At 31.4% G+C, this 20,850-nt stretch carries 16 protein-coding genes; 8 read left to right on the top strand and 8 right to left on the bottom strand.

Going from position 1 to position 20,850, the window contains the following annotated elements; all coding sequences use genetic code 11:
• Window positions 1-20: 20 nt before the first annotated feature.
• From GYM73_RS07340 to GYM73_RS07320, 5 genes are all read right to left on the bottom strand, one after another.
• Window positions 21-1,001, bottom strand: coding sequence for a pyruvate dehydrogenase complex E1 component subunit beta (locus GYM73_RS07340; RefSeq protein ID WP_160541881.1), 981 nt, complete (start codon window positions 999-1,001; stop codon window positions 21-23).
• Window positions 1,002-1,271: 270 nt separating this feature from the next.
• Window positions 1,272-2,270, bottom strand: coding sequence for a glycosyltransferase family 9 protein (locus GYM73_RS07335; protein ID WP_369681532.1), 999 nt, complete (start codon window positions 2,268-2,270; stop codon window positions 1,272-1,274).
• A 12-nt stretch (window positions 2,271-2,282) separates the two neighbouring features.
• Complete coding sequence (locus GYM73_RS07330; protein ID WP_160541882.1) at window positions 2,283-2,702, bottom strand: SufE family protein; 420 nt, start codon at window positions 2,700-2,702, stop codon at window positions 2,283-2,285.
• Window positions 2,703-2,713: 11 nt separating this feature from the next.
• A complete protein-coding gene (gene serS / locus GYM73_RS07325) occupies window positions 2,714-3,982 on the bottom strand; it encodes a serine--tRNA ligase (RefSeq protein ID WP_220233444.1) in 1,269 nt (422 codons plus the stop codon).
• Between the two features lie 190 nt (window positions 3,983-4,172).
• Window positions 4,173-5,162 carry a helix-turn-helix transcriptional regulator gene (locus GYM73_RS07320; RefSeq protein WP_220233443.1) on the bottom strand — a complete coding sequence of 330 codons (990 nt, stop codon included), beginning with the start codon at window positions 5,160-5,162 and terminating at the stop codon, window positions 4,173-4,175.
• Between the two features lie 138 nt (window positions 5,163-5,300).
• Between GYM73_RS07320 and GYM73_RS07315 the strand changes: the two genes are divergently transcribed.
• The 7 genes from GYM73_RS07315 (at window position 5,301) to GYM73_RS07285 (ending at window position 15,546) form a co-directional block, all read left to right on the top strand.
• Window positions 5,301-7,682 carry a TonB-dependent receptor plug domain-containing protein gene (locus tag GYM73_RS07315; protein ID WP_220233442.1) on the top strand — a complete coding sequence of 794 codons (2,382 nt, stop codon included), beginning with the start codon at window positions 5,301-5,303 and terminating at the stop codon, window positions 7,680-7,682.
• A 14-nt stretch (window positions 7,683-7,696) separates the two neighbouring features.
• Window positions 7,697-8,929 carry a DUF4374 domain-containing protein gene (locus tag GYM73_RS07310; protein WP_220233441.1) on the top strand — a complete coding sequence of 411 codons (1,233 nt, stop codon included), beginning with the start codon at window positions 7,697-7,699 and terminating at the stop codon, window positions 8,927-8,929.
• Window positions 8,930-8,959: 30 nt separating this feature from the next.
• A complete protein-coding gene (locus tag GYM73_RS07305; RefSeq protein WP_220233440.1) occupies window positions 8,960-10,192 on the top strand; it encodes a DUF4374 domain-containing protein in 1,233 nt (410 codons plus the stop codon).
• A 140-nt stretch (window positions 10,193-10,332) separates the two neighbouring features.
• On the top strand, window positions 10,333-11,802 hold the full coding sequence (locus GYM73_RS07300) for an ankyrin repeat domain-containing protein (RefSeq protein WP_220233439.1): 1,470 nt from the start codon (window positions 10,333-10,335) through the stop codon (window positions 11,800-11,802).
• 6 nt (window positions 11,803-11,808) lie between these two features.
• Complete coding sequence (locus GYM73_RS07295) at window positions 11,809-12,291, top strand: DUF2271 domain-containing protein (protein ID WP_160541889.1); 483 nt, start codon at window positions 11,809-11,811, stop codon at window positions 12,289-12,291.
• A 4-nt stretch (window positions 12,292-12,295) separates the two neighbouring features.
• On the top strand, window positions 12,296-14,494 hold the full coding sequence (locus tag GYM73_RS07290; RefSeq protein ID WP_220233438.1) for a PepSY domain-containing protein: 2,199 nt from the start codon (window positions 12,296-12,298) through the stop codon (window positions 14,492-14,494).
• A 26-nt stretch (window positions 14,495-14,520) separates the two neighbouring features.
• The gene (locus tag GYM73_RS07285; RefSeq protein WP_255570953.1) at window positions 14,521-15,546 is read left to right on the top strand and encodes an FAD:protein FMN transferase; all 1,026 of its coding nucleotides are present in this window, start codon (window positions 14,521-14,523) and stop codon (window positions 15,544-15,546) included.
• Here GYM73_RS07285 and GYM73_RS07280 read toward each other — a convergent pair.
• Window positions 15,543-16,679, bottom strand: a complete 1,137-nt coding sequence (locus GYM73_RS07280; RefSeq protein ID WP_220233436.1) for a glycosyltransferase family 4 protein — start codon at window positions 16,677-16,679, stop codon at window positions 15,543-15,545. The genes GYM73_RS07285 and GYM73_RS07280 overlap by 4 nt on opposite strands.
• Window positions 16,680-16,960: 281 nt before the next feature.
• Entirely contained in the window at window positions 16,961-17,818 is an 858-nt protein-coding gene (locus GYM73_RS07275; RefSeq protein ID WP_220233435.1) for an aldo/keto reductase, read from the bottom strand.
• Between the two features lie 112 nt (window positions 17,819-17,930).
• On the opposite strand from GYM73_RS07275, the gene araJ reads away from it, so the two are divergent.
• Window positions 17,931-19,085, top strand: a complete 1,155-nt coding sequence (gene araJ, locus GYM73_RS07270) for an MFS transporter AraJ (RefSeq protein ID WP_220233434.1) — start codon at window positions 17,931-17,933, stop codon at window positions 19,083-19,085.
• A 179-nt stretch (window positions 19,086-19,264) separates the two neighbouring features.
• Here araJ and GYM73_RS07265 read toward each other — a convergent pair whose 3' ends face one another.
• Complete coding sequence (locus tag GYM73_RS07265) at window positions 19,265-20,758, bottom strand: PLP-dependent aminotransferase family protein (protein ID WP_220233433.1); 1,494 nt, start codon at window positions 20,756-20,758, stop codon at window positions 19,265-19,267.
• Between the last annotated feature and the right edge of the window lie 92 nt (window positions 20,759-20,850).

The following is a 20,850-nucleotide window of genomic DNA, read 5'->3' as shown; positions in this document are numbered from 1 at the left end:
ATTAAAGAAAATAACTACGATTACTTTTTATATAAAGTATTTTTAACTGCGGTTATTACTTGGTTCACATTCGGATACCATTTAGAAAATAAAGAAGAAGAATAAGGGGCTGAAGTATCAGCAGTTGTAATTCTTTTTATAGGTGCATCCAAATAATCAAAAGCTTTTTGTTGTACCATATAAGCAATTTCACTAGCAACAGATGCAAAAGGCCATTCTTCAATTAATAATACCAAACGATTGGTTTTCTTAACGGAATTAATAACAGTGTCATAATCTAAAGGTCGAACAGTTCTTAAATCAATAACTTCTGCATTTATGCCTTCTTTTTCAAGTTCAGCAGCAGCTTGTAAAGCAACTTTCATTATTTTACCAAAAGAGACAATAGTAACATCGGATCCTGGTTTCTTGATGTCTGCAACACCTATAGGGATAAGATATTCATCTTCAGGAATCTCCATTTTGTCGCCATACATTTGCTCAGATTCCATGAAAATAACAGGGTCATTATCTCTAATAGCGGATTTCAATAATCCTTTGGCATCATAAGGATTAGAAGGTACGATAACCTTTAATCCGGGACAATTCGCAAACCAACTTTCAAATGCCTGAGAGTGAGTAGCTCCTAATTGTCCGGCTGAAGCGGTTGGACCACGAAATACGATTGGTACATTCCATTGACCACCGGTCATTTGATAAATTTTAGCTGCATTATTTATGATTTGGTCGATTGCAACCAAGGAAAAATTAAATGTCATAAATTCTACAATAGGACGGCATCCATTCATGGCTGCGCCAACACTAATTCCGGTAAAACCACTTTCTGCAATAGGGGAATCAATGACTCTTTTGGCACCGAATTCGTCTACCATTCCTTTGGAAGCTTTATAAGCTCCATTATAATTAGCAACTTCTTCGCCAATCAGATAAATGGAAGGATCTCTTCTCATTTCTTCGCTCATAGCTTCACAAATTGCTTGTCTAAATTGAACTTCCTTCATTGTACTTAAAATTATTACGGCAAAAGTACAAATTTTTTGAACAATCAAATTCTTTTATGTTTAAAAAGAAAAGAAAATTTGTATAAAAATTAAGAAATAATTTTATATAAAATAAATTGACTATAGGTTTTGGTAGTATTTTATATTGTTAATATGTTAATTTATCGAACGTTATCAATTTTTGATATACTGTAAGTTTTTAATCTAAGTAATTAGAGATGTTGTGATTATGAAGTAATTTTAGGTATATAGACAGTATAAAAATACTAATTATAAAATAGTTTGACTTTTTATTTTATTTAAGATATAGGAACATTCCAAATTTCTTGTACATGCCCAATCATTTCTATAACAAGGTTTATTTCCAAAAATCGAGCAAGGTCGACAAGGAAGATCATTTATTTGTATCACATCATTTAATTGTTGACCATAACCTAAAAAACCGGCGAAAGGATGAGTAGCTCCCCAAATGGAAATAACTTTGGTTCCCACTAAAGAAGATATGTGCATATTGGCAGAATCCATAGTTATCATTAAAGGCAATTGGCTAATTAAGTTCATTTGTTCCTTTAAGGTAATTTGCCCTGATAAAGAATGAATATTTGGATGCATTTTCTGCCAAGAATCAAGAATTTCAGTTTCTTCCTTTCCGCCTCCAAATAAATATATTTGATAATCATCTTTTGCAAGATGTATGCAAATATCTTTCATTTTATCTAAAGGTAGCATTTTTTCCTTGTAATTTGCAAAAGGTGCTACGCCTATGGAGTTTTTCTTCTTTATAGGGTTTGATGATAATTTATGAGATAATTTTAAATCAAATCCCAATCTTCTGAAAACATCGGCGTAATATTCGGATACAGGGCGAAGTGGATAAAGTTTTTTATTTTTTCTTCGAGTTAATAATTTTTTTTCTTTACGATTTTTATCGAGGGTAGCAATTTTTTTTACATGTTTAGATAAAAATAATTTTAAAATTTTAGTTCTTAAGACATTGTGTAAATCAGCTACCATAGTAGGTTCGTAAACCTTTAATTCATCGGCAAGTTTTTTTAAACCTAAAATTCCATTATAGTTTTCTATATCCACTCCTATAAAGGTTATATTAGGAATTGATTGAAAAAAGGGAGCAAAAAAATGGCGGGTAACTATCAGCAACTCAACATCTTTATTTTGCTCGATAAATTCTCTTATAACGGGTACAGTCATTGCGACATCTCCCATTGCAGAAAAACGAAAGACTAAAATTTTTTCTTTGATCTTACTCACTTTTTTTACTAATTATTTTTTTGCAGAGTAAGCAATTGCGTAATATTTAATTTGTTTAATCATTGCCAATAACCCATTAGCTCGAGTAGGAGTTAAAAATTCTTGAAGACCTATTTCTTCAATAAAATTTTCATCCGATTTTAAAATGTCTTCAATGGGTTGTCCTGAATAGATGCGTACTAACATGGCTGCTATTCCTCTCGGTAAAATGGCATCAGAATCTGCTTCAAAAAATAATTTACCATTTTCCGAACGAGTAGTAAGCCAAACCTGTGACTGACATCCTTTGATTAATTTATCTTGAGTTTTGTCTTTTTCAGGCATTTCGGGCAGAGATTTACCTAATTCAATAACATATTCATACCGTTGTTCCCAAGAATCAAATAAATTAAATTCATTTATAAGTCCTTGTTGTATTTCAGAAATTGTCATGGAAAAAATATTTAATTAATTAAGTCGAAACCGGTATAAGGAACTAATACCTTCGGAATTTTAATTCCTTCTTCTGATTGGTGATTTTCAAGTAGAGCAGCTAAAACTCTAGGTAATGCAAGAGATGAACCATTAAGTGTATGGCAAAGCTGATTTTTTCCTTCTGATTTATATCGTAATTTTAATCGGTTTGCTTGAAAGGTTTCAAAATTTGATACTGAGCTAACTTCCAACCATCTTTCTTGTGCAGCCGACCAAACTTCAAAATCATAAGTAATTGCTGAGGTAAAGCCTAAATCCCCGCCACATAGTCGTAGTATTCGGTAAGTGAGTTGTAGTGACTCCAATAAAGATTTTACATGTTCAACCATTTCATCCAATGCCTCATAAGAATTTTCTGATCTTTCGATTCGAACGATTTCAACTTTTTCAAATTGATGTAATCTGTTAAGCCCTCTAACATCTTTACCATAAGAACCAGCTTCTCTTCTAAAACAAGGAGAATAAGCAGTTAATTTAATTGGTAGTTGATTTTCGTTTAGCAATACATCCCTGTACATATTGGTTACCGGAACTTCTGAGGTAGGAATCAAATATAATTTGTCTTCATTAATATAATACATTTGACCTTCTTTGTCAGGAAGTTGTCCGGTGCCGTATCCGGAAGCTTCATTTACTACAAATGGCGGAACAATTTCCATATAACCGGCTTCAGCATTTTTATCTAAAAAATATTGAACCAAAGAGCGTTGTAATCGAGCTCCTTTTCCTTTATAAACGGGAAAACCGGCACCGGTTATTTTTACTCCTAATTCAAAATCTATTAAATCGTATTTTTTAGTAAGTTCCCAATGAGGTAAAGCATCATTTATGATATTTTCATGTGCAGTATGCTTAAATACCTCTAGATTATCCTCTTCATTTGTTCCTACAGGAACTAAATCGTTTGGAATATTGGGTACTTCATATAAAGTTAATTTTAACTTTTCCTCTGTTTCAGATAAATTTTGTTGCAATTTTTTAGTGGATTCTTTTAAAGAAAGAGTTTGTGATTTAGCTTTTTCGGCTTCATCTTTTTTACCTTCTTTCATTAGAATTCCAATATCTTTTGAAATTTTATTCATTTCCGAAAGCTGGGAGTCCAAATCAAATTGAATCTTTTTTCTGGATTCATCCAGTGAAATAATTTCATCGATAAGCTCTAATTTGCCGAAATTTCTTTTTTTTAATCCGGCTAAGACCTTTTCTTTATTATCTTTAATATATGCAACCTGTAACATATCAATGTAAACTTTAAATGGCAAATTTAGTGTAAAAAAATAAATATCTAATAAGGAATAGAAAAGCTCAGTTAAATATACGTTCAGACATTAAAAAATATCTGATGAATAAAAATCATTTAAAGAATTAATAAGATGGAAAAAGAACGAAAAATCTTTTCAAATAAGAAACGATCGATTTATTTAAAGTCTAAAGTGACTCATCTAGTATGTATTGTTTAGGTGTTTTTCCAAACATTTTTTTGAAGGAGGTTATAAAATGAGAAGTGCTTTTATAACCTGTTGCCAATGCAATTTCGTTTATTGGGTAATGGTTATTCAACATTTGAAGTGCCTTTTTCATGCGTAATTGTATAATATAATAATGAATGGTACAACTATAAGCCTGTTTAAATCCCGTTTTTAATTTTAGTTCATTTAAATGAATAATTTTAGATAGCTGGTTAATGGTAGGCGGTTCTTCGTAATGGGTAGTTAGATAGGCATTAGCTTGTTCAATTTTTTTGAAATCTTCCTCTTTTATAGACTTTATTTCTTTCTTGTTGGTTGATAATTTTATAAAGATTTTTAAAAATAACTCTTTTAACTTAATTTGATAATAACTGTGACCGAATACTCCCGTATCTTTAATTTCAATTAATTCATTTATAACGGTAAGCATATTGAAATCTATCGGTAAAACTATATTGTTGAAATCAGAATAAGTATTCCGTTGAATATCTTTACAAAAAATACTATCCAAAAACCATTTTTCATTTTTTAAGATTGAAAAAATAAAAGGTTTAGATATGAAAATACTAATAGAATAAAATGTCTTTTCATAAGAATCTATCTTAATTTTTATATTATTTTTATTTTGATAAGTCATTTGTAAAATACCGGGCTTAATACCATAAATGGTTTTATTTTTAGAAGATTCAATAGTTGCTTTTCCTTGTAATAATAATGATACTTGAATGTAATCCTTTTCAATATTTAATGTTTGAATACAATTATGCGCTACAGTAAATTTTTGAATAAGAATACATAAGCCACCGGTATATATACTTTTTTGAATACCACTGGCAAAATGTCTTTTAAAATGGTTTTTCTTAGTAATTATAGGTGAATTAATATTTAATCTGTCTTCCAATTCAATAGTCAGTAAAAGATCTTGATTTATTTCCGAATAAATATTCATGATACTGTTTATATTATTTTTTATACCAAATATGATATTATTATATGGTTCTAAAATTATACTTTCGCAAATAATATTTATTTAGTCTAAACAAAAATAAGAAATAAAAAATTGTTGTGGTCTTAAACTTACTGCTCCATGAAAGTAATTATCAATATTCTAATTATATGCTCATTTTCAACCTGTTTATATTCTCAAATGGCAGTAGTAGAAGGAATAGTTACCTCTAATAATCAAGTGTTGGAAAATTGTTCTGTTCATGTAGACAATATAGATTATATAACTAAAACCGATCAAAAAGGATATTATAAGATAATTCTTCCTGAGGGAAGCTATGGGTTAACGTTTTCAAATCCTAAATTTGAAACCCAACGTATTCCTGTTTATTTAAAAAAAGGAGAAAAGAAAAATATATCCATTAAACTTAAACCTATCACTTATACCGATATCGATAATGTTGTAATTATCGGAAAATCAGCCTTACAAAAAACTAAAGAAACTCCGTATAATGTAACAGTTTTAGATGCTAAATCATTTTATAATAGCTCATTAGATTTAGCTCATATGCTTGAGAAAGCACCCGGAGTAAAAATAAGAGAAGCCGGAGGTGTAGGTTCGGATCTGTCAATTTCTTTAAATGGTTTTACGGGAAAACATGTTAAAATATTCATGGATGGTGTTCCTATGCAGGGTTTCGGTTCTGCTTTTCAATTAAATAATATTCCGGTAAATATAGCGGATCGAATCGAGATATATAAAGGAGTGGTGCCTATTGAATTTGGCACTGATGCAATAGGTGGAGTGATCAACATTGTGACGGCTCAAAGTACTAAAACCTATATGGATTTATCGTATTCTTCCGGCTCATTTAATACCTACCGAACCGATTTAAATATGGGCCATACCTCAAAATCAGGATTTACGATTCAACTTAATGCTTTTCAAAATTATTCAGATAATAATTACAAAGTAAAGACTTCTATATTGGATTTGAAAACAAATGTCTTTTCATCCGAAAAATTTTGGGTCAAAAGATTTCATGGAAAATATCACAATGAAACAGGTATTTTAAAATTAGGCTTTATTAAGAAACGATGGGCAGATAAATTTCTAATTGGGATTACATTTGGACAAGAATTTTCCGATATACAAAATGCCAATTTAATGGAAATTGTTTACGGAATGAAAAAAAGAATGGGTACAACTGTTATGCCTTCTTTAGTTTACGGAAAAAATAATTTTTTGATCAATAAATTAAATCTTAAACTTACAGCAAATTATAATAGAAATTATAATAAAAATACGGATACGGCAGCCAGACAATACAATTGGTTAGGAGACTATGTACCCAAAAAAACCAGAGGTGAAGGCATTTATTCTCTTTCAAAATTTTATAATGATAACTATTCATCAACAGCAAATTTAACGTATCGATGGAATGATATGCATTCCTTTGCTATAAATGATGTTCTATCCGGCTACAAAAGAAAGAAATCCGATCGAGTTTCTATAGTGGAAATCGGTTCCGTGCGCGATACTATGAGAAGAACCAATTTGAAAAATATTTTGGGAGGTTCTTATAGTTTTAATTATAAAAATATATTGAATGCGAATGTTTTTGGTAAATATTACTATCAAAAAGTGAGAGGTCCTAAAAATATTTCTACCATAACCAATAGTACAAAATATATTGAGAACACGGAAAAATTTAACACCAACGGGTATGGCTTAGCCGTCACTTATTTTTTGAAAGATTTTCAGTTTAAGGGATCATTAGAAAAGGCATACCGTCTACCCACAGATAATGAACTCTTTGGGGATGAAGTATTAGAATTGGGAAATTCAGTTTTAAAAGCAGAAAATTCCATGAATTACAATTTAGGAATCCTTTTAAATAAACAATTTAAAAATAATAATGTTATCTATTTTGATGTCAATGGTTATATAAGAGATACTAAAGATTATATCCGAAGAATTATTGAACAACATTATGGAACAGCAACATATGTCAACCACGGAAAAGTAAAAAATATTGGAATAGATGCTGAAATAAAATTCTATTACAGAAATAAATTTTCGTTAGGAGGAAATGTAACTTACCAAAATTTAAGGAATAAAGAGCGATATTCTTCCGTAAGTGGAAATAGGAAAGATATCACCTATAATGACAGAATACCCAATGTACCTTATTTTTTCGGAGCAATTGATGCAGCATATTTTATTAACGATCGGGTAAAAAGAAGAAATAATTTAAGTATTGGTTATACATTCAACTTTATTGAGAAATTTTATCTTAATTGGGAAAGTTTGGGAAATAAAAAGTCGAAATACACTTTACCCCAACAACTATCACATGATCTAATTATAAATTACACTCTCAACGAAAGTGCATTGAGTGTTTCATTGGAACTTAAAAATATCACCAATGAATTTCTTTATGACAACTACAGTTTACAAAAGCCCGGTAGGGCTTACTATATCAAGCTAAGATATTCATTTTCAAAATCACATAAAAAGTAAATTAAATCAATAATATGAGAAATAGATCATTTAAAAGAAAATTCCTTTTAATAGCAGCACTATCAGTTTTCATAATCGGATGTGGAAGCGATGACAATAATAACCTATCAGAAAATCCGGGAACAGATTCTGCTACACAAAAATTTGTTATAGCTGCAACTATGGGCAGTTCCAGCTATATGTTAACTTCCGATAATCTGGATATAGGCAGAACCTCGCTATCGGGAAATGGCGTGGAAGTAGGAAGAGTATTTACACATTTTATAAATAACCACTATAAATCATTAGTGGGGCTGGTATACGGACAAGGAGGGGCATACGTTGGATATTGTTTCATTTTGACTCCAAACGGCAAAATTCAAAAATTAAAAGGAGATCAGGATATGGGATTTCAAGTAAACAGTTATAATACCGTTGGAAATTTCGGAAATTATATGATTTCTGCACGAGGATCACAGGCTTTAGCAGACGGAACGACAGGAGCCATCTTCAGTTTTATTGAACAAGAAGGAACAACTATGTCTATAACTCAAAAAACATTACATACCGATAATATAGTTGGAAACGGTTATAATCCAACGATTAGCGGAATTGTTGATACCGAAAATGGAGAATTTCTTACCTCAGCCGTTAGTCCCAATGATCCCGATAAAGTGCATGTGTTAGCTTTAGACGCAAATTTAAATGTTAAACGAATTTATTCGGATGATAGAATCAGTTATTCTGCAGGAAGATGGAGATCTGCCATGTATTCTCAAATAGGAAAAGATGATAACGGAAATACCTATGTATTTTCAGGTTCATACGAAAGCGCTACCACAAAACCAGCGGGTGCGTTATGTATAAAAAAAGGAAGTACTGCCTTCGATAAAGATTACTATTTTAATATTGAACAAGCATCAGGGGGCTACCGATTTCGTAAAGTATTTCATATAACGGAAGACTATTTTCTGTTAGAATTTTATAACGAATTGGACTATAACATTATAAGCCCTGCCTCTCAATATGCAATTCTAAAAATGAGCACCAAAAATTTTAATTGGTTAAGAGATGGTTTCCCATCTAAAGAACAAATTACGGCAACGGGATGGCCATTAAGTTATGACGGTAAAATATATATGCCGGTTACCACTTCTAATGAGCAGCCTACCGTATACGTGATCGATCCTAAAACTACTTCAGCTAAAGCAGGATTAGTGGTTGAAGCAGATGGCATTACGGGATTATCCCTGTTAAAAAAACAATAAAATTCAATAAACTCTTAAATAAAATATAGTATGAAAAAAACAAATTTTATCCAAAAAGTATTAGTAAGCTTTTTGGCCGGATGCATGACTATATCATGTAGTAGCGATGATGATAATACGATAGCCACACAACCCATTCCTACTAAAGCAGATAAGTTTGTAATAGCTGCTGCTCCCGGGAGTGGAAAATTAGGTACAGGAACTTATTTTTTGACTGTCAATCATTTAGACAGCGGTAGAGATAGTATTTCAGGAAATTCTAATTCAGTGAAAACAACCAGTTCATTTACACAGATCGTAGTAAACAATGCAAGCACATTGGTTGGATTTATTTATCCCAACGGATCAGATTTAGGGCAAGGAAAATCGGGCTGTAGAGCATTTAAATATGACACAGATGATAAAATGAAAGAATTACAAGGAAGTCCGATAATTATTGGTAGATTTTCAGTAACAGGAAATTTTGGAAAATATATTTATGCCATATCCAATAAAGACAACAGCTTCCTGTATGAAAGAAATGGAGATAATATTTCCATGATAGATAAACCTATCGATTTAAGTTCGCATATGATTGATGACAAAAAACCAACCATTACAGGAATTGCAGATAGAGGAAATAATGAAATAGCTGCTGCATTTAAATATACAAATTCAGATAATGTTTATGTAGCCTTGATGGATTATAATATGACTATTAAATCAGTCATTAACGATTCGCGTCTAAGCTTTTCAGGAGGCCAATGGAAAGGTGCTGTATATTCTCAAATTTGGCCGGATGGATCAGGAAACGTATACGTATTTTCAGGAGCTGGATCCGGAAATACCACTGCTAAAAAAGCAGGAGCTTTAAAAATTAATAAAGGTTCTCAAACATTCGATTCAAATTATTATTTTGATATTGAAACTGCTTCAGGAGGATATAAATTCAGAAAAGTTTTTCCGATTACTAAAGATTACTATTTACTTGAATTTTACAATGAAACAACAAGTTCCGGAAACGGTTCCAAAGCAACACGTTTTGCAGTCGTTAAAATGGAATCTAAATCTTTTAAATGGGTAGAAGGAATTCCGGACTATACCCAAGTGTCAAGTAACGGATGGCCGTTAGCACATAAAGGTAAAATATATTTACCTTTAAATCCGGTTAGCGGAAATTCAGCAATATATGCCATAGATCCGGTAACGGCAACAGCCAATAAAGGATTTGAACTTTCCAATGATAAGGAGCATATTAGAGCAGTCACTTTCTTGAAAAATTAATTAATTTTACTCAGATAATTTTTTAATAAAAGCAGTTGATTTATTCAACTGCTTTAAACTATTTTGTTTTTATTTAGTCTATATAAGTATTATTGAAAAAAAATTACTATTATAGTACTCTCATTTAAATTATAAAAAAAATGAAAAGAAGTTTCGTAACTCTCCTTTGCATGGCATCCATTTGGATGAATGCTCAAATAAATAATACCTTGTTAGATAATAACTTTTGGAAAAATAAACCCGATTTACAAGCAGTTGAAACAGAAATTAAAAAAGGTAACAGTCCGAATGAGTTTAATGATAACAAATTTGACGCAGTTACAGTTGCCATACTAAATGAAGCCCCTTTAGAAACCATTAAATACCTGTTAATACAAAAAGGAAATGACATAAATAAATTAACTCATGATAACAGAATTTATTTACATTGGGCAGCTTTAAAAGGAAATACTGAATTAATAAAATATTTAATCGATAAAAAGAGTAATATCAATTTAGAAGATTCCCACGGGCTCACTCCTTTAGTATTTGCAGCAAATGCAGGACAAACCAATGTTGAAATCTATCGCTTGTTTTTTGATGCCGGATTAAATCCTAAGCAAAAATATAAAAACGGGACAACCATTTTGCTTTTAGCTATTCCCTATGATTCTGATCTTCACCTTACCGAATATTTACAATCCAAAGGTCTTTCATTATCGGACACAGACGATAAAGGAAGCACAGCATTTGATTATGCGGCCAGAAAAGGCGATATAGAATTATTAAAAAAATTGAAAACAAGAGGAGTAAAAAGCACCAACAATGCTCTTTTACTGGCAGCTGAAGCTACACGGAGAACAGCCAATACCTTAGATGTTTTTAAATATTTGGTAGAGGATATAAAATTAAATCCTTTAGTTGTCAATGACGATCAACAAACCGTACTTCATATAGTCGCAACAAAACCGGATCAGGCAGAAATTATCAACTATTTTATTTCTAAAAAGGTTGATCCACAAAAAAAAGATAAAGAAGGAAATACAGCATTTATAAAAAGTGCTTCAGGAAAAGATATTAAAAATACACAAGTATTTTTACCTTTAGTTAAAAATATCAATGAAGTTAACAACAAGGGAGAAAGTGTTCTAATGTTAGCAGTAAAATCTAGTACACCGGAAATGATTGCTTTGTTACTTGCTAATGGAGCTAATATAAATCAGAAAGATAACAAAGGAAACAGTTTGGTTTATTATCTTATCCAATCCTATCATCCTAGAAATAAAGATTTTGATGCAAATTTAGAATTACTAAAAGATAAAGGAGTTGATTTTAATACAAAACAAGAAGAAGGCAATACCCTCTATCATTTAGCAGTCGGTAAAAATGATATCAATTTGATTAAAAAAATTTCAGGATTAAAAGTAGACGTTAATACAGCTAATAACGAGGGTATAACTCCTTTACAAAGAGCCGCAATGATTGCTAAAGACGATACTATTTTGAAATATCTGCTATCTTTAGGTGCAAAAAAAGACCTAAAAACAGAGTTTGGAGAAACAGCCTATGATTTAGCAAAAGAAAACAAAATCTTAACTCAAAATAAAGTATCCATTGATTTCTTAAAATAATCTATTATGAAGATGAATATTAAAATAGCAGCTTACAGTTTACTTCTAATGTTATTGCCTTTTATGGGCCATGCACAGACTCATAAATATAAATGTTTACTTCAAATGAATAATTATATAGGAGAAGGTGCCTACATAGTAGTATCATTAATTTCTCCGCAAGGTCAGTATGAAAAGACATTATACATAATGGGAGAAGATAAAAGATGGTATAATACCTTAAAAGAGTGGCATAAATACAATTCAAAAAAGAAAACTATAGATGCTAAAACCGGAGCATCCGTAACTGGCGGAGACCGTAGCATAACCACGTTGGAAATTGAAGATTCTAAAATTGATAAGGGATATAAACTCCGATTTGAAACCGCTGTTGAAGATCAAAATTATTATGTAAAAGATCTGGAAATCCCTTTAAATTCTCAAGCCTTTACGGGTAAAATATCCGGAACGGGATATATAAATTATGTGAGACTAAGTAAGATTCAATAATTCAATGACGCTTTCCATTTGGAGATATGCTCACTTAACTTTAGCATTAGTTTCTTTCATATTTTTGAGTATGGCTTCCATAACGGGATCCATACTTGCTTTTTATGCCATTGAAGAAAATACGTCACCATATTGCATTCATGATTTAAATCGTATTAGTATCGCGCAGACTCTTTCAGCATTACAATCTACTGTTCAGGAAATTTCTGAATTGGAAATTAATGAAAAATCGTTTGTAAAATTACAAGGTACCGATACGAGTGGGGAGGAGGTAGTAGGATATATAAACCCTAAAACGGGAACTATCATAGGAAAACCACAAAAAAACAATTCTTTTATCTTGTGGGTTACCTCATTACATAGATCCCTGTTTATGCATGAAACCGGACGCATACTTGTGGGTATCAATTCATTTTTACTTTTTTTAATAGCAACTTCGGGAAGCATGCTTATAATAAAAAGACAGAAAAAATTCAGCAACTTTTTTTCAAAAATAAAAAAAGCATCTTTTTCTCAATATTATCATACTTTGTTTGGACGTATACTGCTTATACCTATTGGTATAATTTCATTAACCGGAAGTTATCTATGTTTAGAAAGGTTTCATTTTTTTTCCAAAGAAGGTGAGAAAATTATTTTTCATTCCCCTCAAGATCAAACTACAACAAAGAAACTATTATATAAAGATATCCCTCTTTTTTCACGAATTAAACTTTCAGAAGTTCGTAAAATAGAATTTCCGTTTTCCGATGATCCCGACGAATATTTTATTTTAAAATTAAAAGATAAAGAATTAACCGTCAGTCCTTTAACAGGTGAGGTTGTCTCTCAAGTTAATGATCCGATTTCAAAAAAGTTAGCAACTCTAAGTTTAGACCTTCATACCGGCAGAACTCATGTAGTTTGGGCTGTCATACTTTTTATAGCCGGGGTATATATATTGTTTTTTATAGTTTCAGGATTTACCATAACATGGAAAAGAGGAAAACGTAATTTTAAAAATAAATACCTACCTGAAGATAGTCAAATTATACTATTGGTAGGATCAGAAAATGGAAGTACGTTCAACTTGGCTCATTCAATTCATCAACAAATGGTTTCGCAAAATTATCGATCCTATTTAACAGAGCTTAATAAGTACCAAATATATCCAAAAGCGGAATATATACTAGTTTTAACTTCAACCTATGGACTGGGAGAAGCTCCTTCAAATGCGCGTAAATTCGGAACACTTCTAAAAGAAAATCCACAAAACCAAAACGTTAAGTTCAGTGTAGTTGGGTTTGGATCAAAATCCTATGAAGATTACTGTTTGTTTGCTAAAACTGTAGACGAACAAATCAAAAAAGAGGCATGGAGCGAATCGATAGTAGATTTACACACAGTAAACGACCAATCAATAGATGAGTTTACAACATGGATAAAAGAATGGAATAATAAAACGGGTATCAAACTATATGCTGATGCCAAATTTTATACAAGTAAACCCAAAAATCGTATAAAAATGAAGATAGAGGAGGTTTACATACCTAATGATTCTAAAGAAACTTTTATAGTACAAATACATCCCGGTAAACAAAAATTTACTTCAGGAGATATCCTTGCTGTTTATCCCTGTAAAGACAATAAGGAAAGATATTATTCCATAGCTAAAGTCAATCATAACATACAGTTATCAATAAAATATTATCCGAGCGGCTTGGCGTCAGAATATTTAATAAATCGGAAAAAAGGAGATACCATATACGGGAAAATCTTAACTAACACTCCTTTTCATTTTCCCGAAAAAGCAAATAAAGTAGTTATGATTGCCAATGGAACAGGAATAGGTCCCTTTTTAGGAATGATCGATCAAAATTTAAGCAAAGTTAAAACTTATTTGTATTGCGGATTCAGACAGCGAAGTGAAATGGTAGATCAATATATTTGTTTTTTGAAGGAACAAATGAATAAAGGATATTTAGAACAATATAATTTTTCGTATTCATCAGATACAGAAAATAAATATGTGATGGATTTAATTCAAAATGACAGAAATTTTTTTGTTAATTTATTGGAAGAGGGAGGAGTAATCATGATTTGTGGAGCCTTGCAAATGCAACTGGAGGTAGAAAAAGTCTTGGATGAGGTAGTTTTTGTAGATAGCCTAAAAAAATGTAATGATTACAAAAGAAAAGGACTAATTGTAACCGATTGTTATTAATGAATTTCAAGAAAAATAGTAAATATATGAGAGGGAAATATGTACTATTGGCAGCATTATTTGTATTATCTTACATAAACATTAATTCGCAAGTACAACGAAACCGCACAGCAACATTAATGGGTTGTAAATTTGACTTTTCAATACTAGCAGAAGATTCCCTACAAGCAGAAAAATACATAGATAAGGCTATCGATGAAATAGTACGGATTGAAAATTTAATATCGGATTGGAAGCCTGATTCGCAAGTATCAAAGGTTAACCAAAATGCGGGTATACAACCCGTAAAAGTAGATCGAGAAGTATTGGAACTTACCCGAAGAGCAATTAAAATTTCAGAGATTACAGAAGGAGCATTTGATATAAGTTTTGCAGCTATGGATAAAATTTGGAAATTTGACGGTTCTATGAAAAAAGTGCCCTCAGAGGAGCAAATCAAAGAATCCATAAAGAAAATAAGCTATAAAAATATCATTATAGATACTTTAAACTCTACTCTCTTTTTAAAGCTCCCCGGAATGAAAATAGGATTTGGATCCATTGGAAAAGGATATGCAGCTGATAAAGCAAAAGAACTAATGGTAAAAAATAATGTAAAAGCGGGAATAATCAATGCATCAGGAGATATAAGTGTTTGGGGGCATAAAATTAATGGAGAATATTGGAACATTGGAATAATTAATCCCTTTGAGCCTTCGGATATTACAGGTTTTTTTACACTTAAAGATGAATGCGTTACAACATCCGGTTCCTATGAAAAATATGTCGAATTAGAAGGTAAAAAATATTCTCATATTATCGATCCCCGCACGGGATATCCCGTAAAAGGAATTAAAAGTGTCAGTGTGATAGGTCCGAATGCAGAAACGGCCAATGGATTCAGTACCTCAATAATGGTACTCGGAGTAAAAGCCGGACGCAAACTCATTAACCACTATCCGGATTATAGTTGCCTCATTATTACAGATGCGGGGAAAATTCGTAAATCAAAGTATTTTAAAACAAAAGTAGAATTTTATAATAAAAAGATAAAGTCTGCACCCCGACTTTAACTTTCTACTAATCGCTGAAACAAATTCATCCATTTTTGCATGATTATATCCTGTGAATAACGCAGAATATTTTCAGAAGCCGCTTTTCCCATTTGTTTTCTTATAGTTTCATTTTCTATTAAGTAGGAGAGTTTTTGAGCAAAAATTTCTTTATCATTAAAAGGAACTAATAATCCGTCTACTTCATCATGGATAATTTCTTTAGGTCCGCATTTGCAGGTATAGGAAACAGGAGGGACCCCATGAACCATAGATTCAATTAATGTCAATGGAAATCCTTCATATTTTGAAGTCATAGCATAAATGGAACTATTTAGCAAAACTGAACTTATATCTGAAGTCGCCGGATGTAATTCAATGTTGGAATTTAAATTTAATCGATCAATCATTTCTTCTAGCTCTCTTTTTTTCTCACCATTACCATATAGTAACAATTTCCAATCCGGATGTTTTTGAACAATAGTGTTCCATATTTCAATAAGATGATCAAACTGTTTTTGCTGGTTTAATCGGCCTAAGCTAATTACTATTTTATTTTCAAGAGATGCATGAGTTTTAGGTAATATAGTAAGTGGATTTTCAATTACCTCAAGGTTGGGAAGAGTATTTCCCCAGGATTCTCTATCTTCATTCGTTAAAACTATAAATCGGTCAAAATTCTTACCAATATCATAATCTGTTTTACGGTATAAATACGTTATGATTCTTCCTAGAAAATAATTATCCAATTTTGAATAATATTGCGCACGTTTGTATTTAGCGAAATGTCGTTCAATAATTTTTTTACTTCCATCATTTAACTCAAAAATATATTTCGAGTACTTACAAAAAGTGGAAATAGCTATATCGGGCTTAATTTCCTGAAAAAGATTTCCGATTGTTTGAAGAAAAATTTTTTTATTTTTTTTAAAATTAATATGTTTTTTCAATCCCCTATCTTTTTCAAAATCCAAATTCAAATAATGAAATTTAATACGGGAATCAAAGTTGAAAAAAGGCTTTTGAGAAGATGGGTAAATAACGACAATATGAACTTCATAGCCTTTGTCAACTAAATAATTGGCCTTAATTGAAATCACACGTTCTATTCCTCCGGAATTATGAATGTTACCTATACAGTATGCAATTTTCATTTAGGAATTGGTTTTTAATTACGATAACGTCTAAAAAATTTTTACAATATTATGTAAATATTTTTTAGCTGTAACTAGTTGAATTTTAACTTAGGAAAGTTTACTCTTACATTAAGTATATACTTTTTGTCTATAAAGCAAATTCAAAGTTATATGAAATAGTATTTATAAAAAAGAATTAATAAATATTTCAATATGTATAATTAAATTCCAAAAAAATGATATATTTTTTTGAATTTAAATGAATCGTTCTTTAAAAAATGAGTTATATGATAGTTGGATTATTTGATTCCCTTTTTAGCAAAATATTCCAAAAAATGATCGGGATGAGCTCCGGTTCGATCATTGGAATCTAAAGAATCTATTTTTTTTACATCTTCATCACTTAATTGAAAATCGAAAACATCTGCATTAGAAATAATTCTTTCTTTTTTTGTACTTTTTGGAATAGTAACTACCCCTTTTTGCAAATCCCATCGAATAATAATTTGTGCTACATTTTTATTATACTTATGAGCTAATTCTAAAAGTAAAGGATCGTTAAACAAAGCCCCTCTTTTTAAAGGAGACCAAGCTTCGTATTGAATTTGATTTTTTTTGCAAAAATCCAATAAATCCTGTTGCACTAAATTGGGGTGGAATTCCATTTGATTAACCATAGGAACGGTTTGTCCCAAATCTTTAATTTTTTGGATATGATGCTGCAAAGAATTACATAAACCTATTGCACGTATTCTACCCGCCTTATATAATTCTTCCATTGCTTTCCATGCTTCCAAATAGAAATCCGGATGAGGCCAATGGATTAAATATAGATCAAGATAATCAAGACCAAGTTTTTCCATAGATTCATCAAATGCTTTAAAAGTGTCCTCATATCTTTGTCTGCTGAACCATATTTTGGTAGTTACAAAAATTTCTTCACGAGGAATTGAAGCAGATTGGATGGCTTTTCCAACTCCTTCTTCATTATAATAATAAGCAGCCGTATCAATATGACGATATCCTGCATCTAAGGCATCATGTATAGCAGTGATTACTTCTTGTCCTCCGTCAGCTTTATACACGCCTAAACCCAAATAAGGCATTTTTACACCGTTGGAAAGAGTAGTTGTTCCTGAAATATCTGTTATATTCATGATTCCTGTATTATAATTTAATCAAATATACGATAAATATTTTTTTGCCGGAAACTGCGGAATAAGGAATAATTTCCTATAATTTTGTTTAGTAAACAGGCAGTTAAAAAATATGAAAAAATCTACCATAGCGTTAGCTTTAGGTACTTTAGGATTAGGAATGTCTGAATTTGGCATGATGGGCATACTTCCGGATATTGCAAGAGATATGTCTATAAGCATACCAAAAGCAGGGCATTTTATATCGGCATATGCTCTCGGGGTAGCTATCGGAGCCCCCTTACTGGTTTTAATATCCGGTAAACTTCCCTTAAAAAGAATATTGTTGATTCTTATTTTAATCTTCATATTAGGTAATTTATTTTTTTCTTTGACTTCGTATTATGAATTGAATGTATTGTTCAGATTTATTTCAGGTCTTCCACACGGCGCTTATTTTGGTGTCGGTTCCATTGTTGCCAGTAAACTGGCACCTAAGGGAAAAGGAACTTCTGCCGTTTCGGGAATGATTTCAGGAATGACGATTGCTAACCTCTTAGGGGTTCCCTTAGGTACATTCATAAGCCATCATTTTTCGTGGAAAATTACATACTTTCTTATAGCTTTATTAGGAATCATAATTTTCATATCCATTAAAAAATTTGTTCCTGAATTGAAACCGCTTCCCTATACTAGATTTAAAGATCAATTTCATTTTTTGAAGAACTTGAATCCATGGCTGATTGTCGTAACAACCATTGTAGGAAATGGAGGTATATTTTGTTGGTATAGTTATATAAATCCAATTATGACCCATTCGGTTGGCTTTTCAGAAGAATCTATGACAGGAGTAATGATGTTTGCAGGTTTGGGAATGGTAGTTGGAAATCTGTTGAGTGGGAAATTGTCGGATAAATATTCTCCGGAAAAGGTAGCTACAGTTACCCAAGGGTTGGCAATGCTATCTTTATTATTTTTCTTTTTTTTTAGCAAATCTCAAATCCTTTCGTTACTACTTATGTTCCTTTGCACGGGTTGTCTTTTTGCCGTATCAGCTCCTCAACAAATTTTATTGTTGCATAACTCAAGAGGAGGAGAGATGTTAGGTTCTGCAATGGCACAGGTAGCTTTTAACATAGGAAATGCTTTAGGCGCTTATTTAGGAGGTATTCCTATCAGTAAAAATTATCCCTATGAATATAGTGCTTTGCCGGGTGTTGTATTAACATTCATTGGGTTTCTAGTGTTTATATATTACACCCATTTCAGAGCCAAGCTGAGTAACTGAGTAATTGTACTATTATCTAATTGATTCAAAAATCAACTTAAAAACTTCAAATTTTACTTATAGACTGTCGGTTTTAAAATTTCAAAACGAAAAGTAGTAACGTTGAAAAATGTCGTTACGATCTAATATAATTTTTATAAATATTTTAATAAATGATTGATTAATTGTGGATAATGGATCTATTTTTTTTCTAAACGTGATAAAGCTGATTTGATTTTATAGATGATTTCCTCCATTTCTTCTGTGGTAAAACTTCCAAATCCCAATCTCATAGCAGATAAATTGTGCGTTTGATAAAGCAAGGACTTAGGAATGAGCAAATCTTCCTTTAGACAATACTCTCGTAATTTCATCAAATTTACCGATGAATTCCATTGTGTCCAAAAAGCCAATCCACCGGTTGGCAAAGAAAAATTTAAATAATTCTTCAAATGAGTGTTTAATAAAGATGCCAGAAAATTTCTTCTTTCTTTATAAATAGCAGAGGTTCGTCTTAGGTGTCTGTTAAATTCACCTTCTTCAATAAGTTCGCCCAAAGCATATTCCATAAAAATATCTCCTTGCCTGTCAAGCATATTCGATAATTTTTGCATTTCTAAAATTAAATCCTCAGGTGCGATCACAAAGCCTTTACGGAATCCCGGGGCTAAAGATCTTCCAAACGAACCGATATAAACGACCATTCCCGAGGTATCTGCACTGGCAAGAGGCAGAATCCGATTGTTTTCGTAATGAAAATCATAATCATAATCATCCTCTAAAATAATGAATCCGTACTGTTGAGATAATTCCAACAATTCCATGCGACGTTTTACACTTAATGAAACCGTTGTTGGGTAATGATGGTGTGGAGTTATATATAACATACGAATCTTTCTTTTTTGACAAATTTTTTTAACAGCATCCGGAGAAATGCCTTCTTCATCAACCGGGATGGTTATTATATCTGCACCGACTTTTTGCAGAATCATATTGATCAGAAAATAACTAGGTTCTCCGACCAATACAATATCTTTTGGGGTAATAAGTAATTCTGCCGCGATATAACCTCCCATTTCGATGCTTCGCGTGATAAGAAGATTTTTTGGTGAAATATGTAACCCCCGAGATAGATTTAAAAAATTAGATAAGTTTTTTTTTAGATATTCACTTTTTTCAGGAACTTCATTATTTCCTTTGGTAAAATGTCTTTTTCTTTTAAGGTTTGATGAATAGAGGCTCGATAAGGTATTCATTTGTAAAAGTCGAGTATCGGGTCCACCATCGTTTAACATCCATGAGCAAGTTGAAGATTCAAAAGGGTTATCCAATAAATTGGAAGTTCTATATGAAAATCCCGTTTTAGAAGGATAATGAGTCAGAGAATCTTTAGATATGGATTTAATTTTTTTATTAGTCACATTTTCTTTTTGAATGATAAAACTGCCCTTATTGGGATGTACTTCAATCCATCCTTGTGCATGCAATTCATCATATACTTTAACGATCGTGTTGCGATTTACTTGAATAAGATTACTTAAAATACGCGTTCCGGGAAGTTTCGTACCTATACTTAAATAACCTCTTTGAATAGCATTGATGATCTGAGTGGTAATTTGAAGATATACAGAAACTTTAGCGTTTCGGTCGATATGTATCAAGCTATAATAAGGTAGTAAATCCGGACTAGTCATAATAATAAAACTGGTATAGTTTAATCATCCGGAAAGTTACTACTTTTGTATAAACTAACTAGTATAAAAATAAATTTTAACTAATTACTGCG

The organism is Apibacter sp. ESL0432 (assembly GCF_019469225.1).
Lineage (GTDB): Bacteria > Bacteroidota > Bacteroidia > Flavobacteriales > Weeksellaceae > Apibacter.
Note: the sequence above shows the minus strand (reverse complement) of the source record. Positions and strands in the feature narration are given on the sequence as shown.

Excerpts from the sequence above, each read along its gene's own strand:
- GYM73_RS07340 (WP_160541881.1), bottom strand. The coding sequence starts at position 1,001 with ATGAAGGAAGTTCAATTTAGACAAGCAATTTGTGAAGCTATGAGCGAA.
- GYM73_RS07330 (WP_160541882.1), bottom strand. The coding sequence starts at position 2,702 with ATGACAATTTCTGAAATACAACAAGGACTTATAAATGAATTTAATTTA.
- serS (WP_220233444.1), bottom strand. The coding sequence starts at position 3,982 with ATGTTACAGGTTGCATATATTAAAGATAATAAAGAAAAGGTCTTAGCC.
- GYM73_RS07320 (WP_220233443.1), bottom strand. The coding sequence starts at position 5,162 with ATGAATATTTATTCGGAAATAAATCAAGATCTTTTACTGACTATTGAA.
- GYM73_RS07315 (WP_220233442.1), top strand. The coding sequence starts at position 5,301 with ATGAAAGTAATTATCAATATTCTAATTATATGCTCATTTTCAACCTGT.
- GYM73_RS07310 (WP_220233441.1), top strand. The coding sequence starts at position 7,697 with ATGAGAAATAGATCATTTAAAAGAAAATTCCTTTTAATAGCAGCACTA.
- GYM73_RS07305 (WP_220233440.1), top strand. The coding sequence starts at position 8,960 with ATGAAAAAAACAAATTTTATCCAAAAAGTATTAGTAAGCTTTTTGGCC.
- GYM73_RS07300 (WP_220233439.1), top strand. The coding sequence starts at position 10,333 with ATGAAAAGAAGTTTCGTAACTCTCCTTTGCATGGCATCCATTTGGATG.
- GYM73_RS07295 (WP_160541889.1), top strand. The coding sequence starts at position 11,809 with ATGAAGATGAATATTAAAATAGCAGCTTACAGTTTACTTCTAATGTTA.
- GYM73_RS07290 (WP_220233438.1), top strand. The coding sequence starts at position 12,296 with ATGACGCTTTCCATTTGGAGATATGCTCACTTAACTTTAGCATTAGTT.
- GYM73_RS07285 (WP_255570953.1), top strand. The coding sequence starts at position 14,521 with ATGAGAGGGAAATATGTACTATTGGCAGCATTATTTGTATTATCTTAC.
- GYM73_RS07280 (WP_220233436.1), bottom strand. The coding sequence starts at position 16,679 with ATGAAAATTGCATACTGTATAGGTAACATTCATAATTCCGGAGGAATA.
- GYM73_RS07275 (WP_220233435.1), bottom strand. The coding sequence starts at position 17,818 with ATGAATATAACAGATATTTCAGGAACAACTACTCTTTCCAACGGTGTA.
- araJ (WP_220233434.1), top strand. The coding sequence starts at position 17,931 with ATGAAAAAATCTACCATAGCGTTAGCTTTAGGTACTTTAGGATTAGGA.
- GYM73_RS07265 (WP_220233433.1), bottom strand. The coding sequence starts at position 20,758 with ATGACTAGTCCGGATTTACTACCTTATTATAGCTTGATACATATCGAC.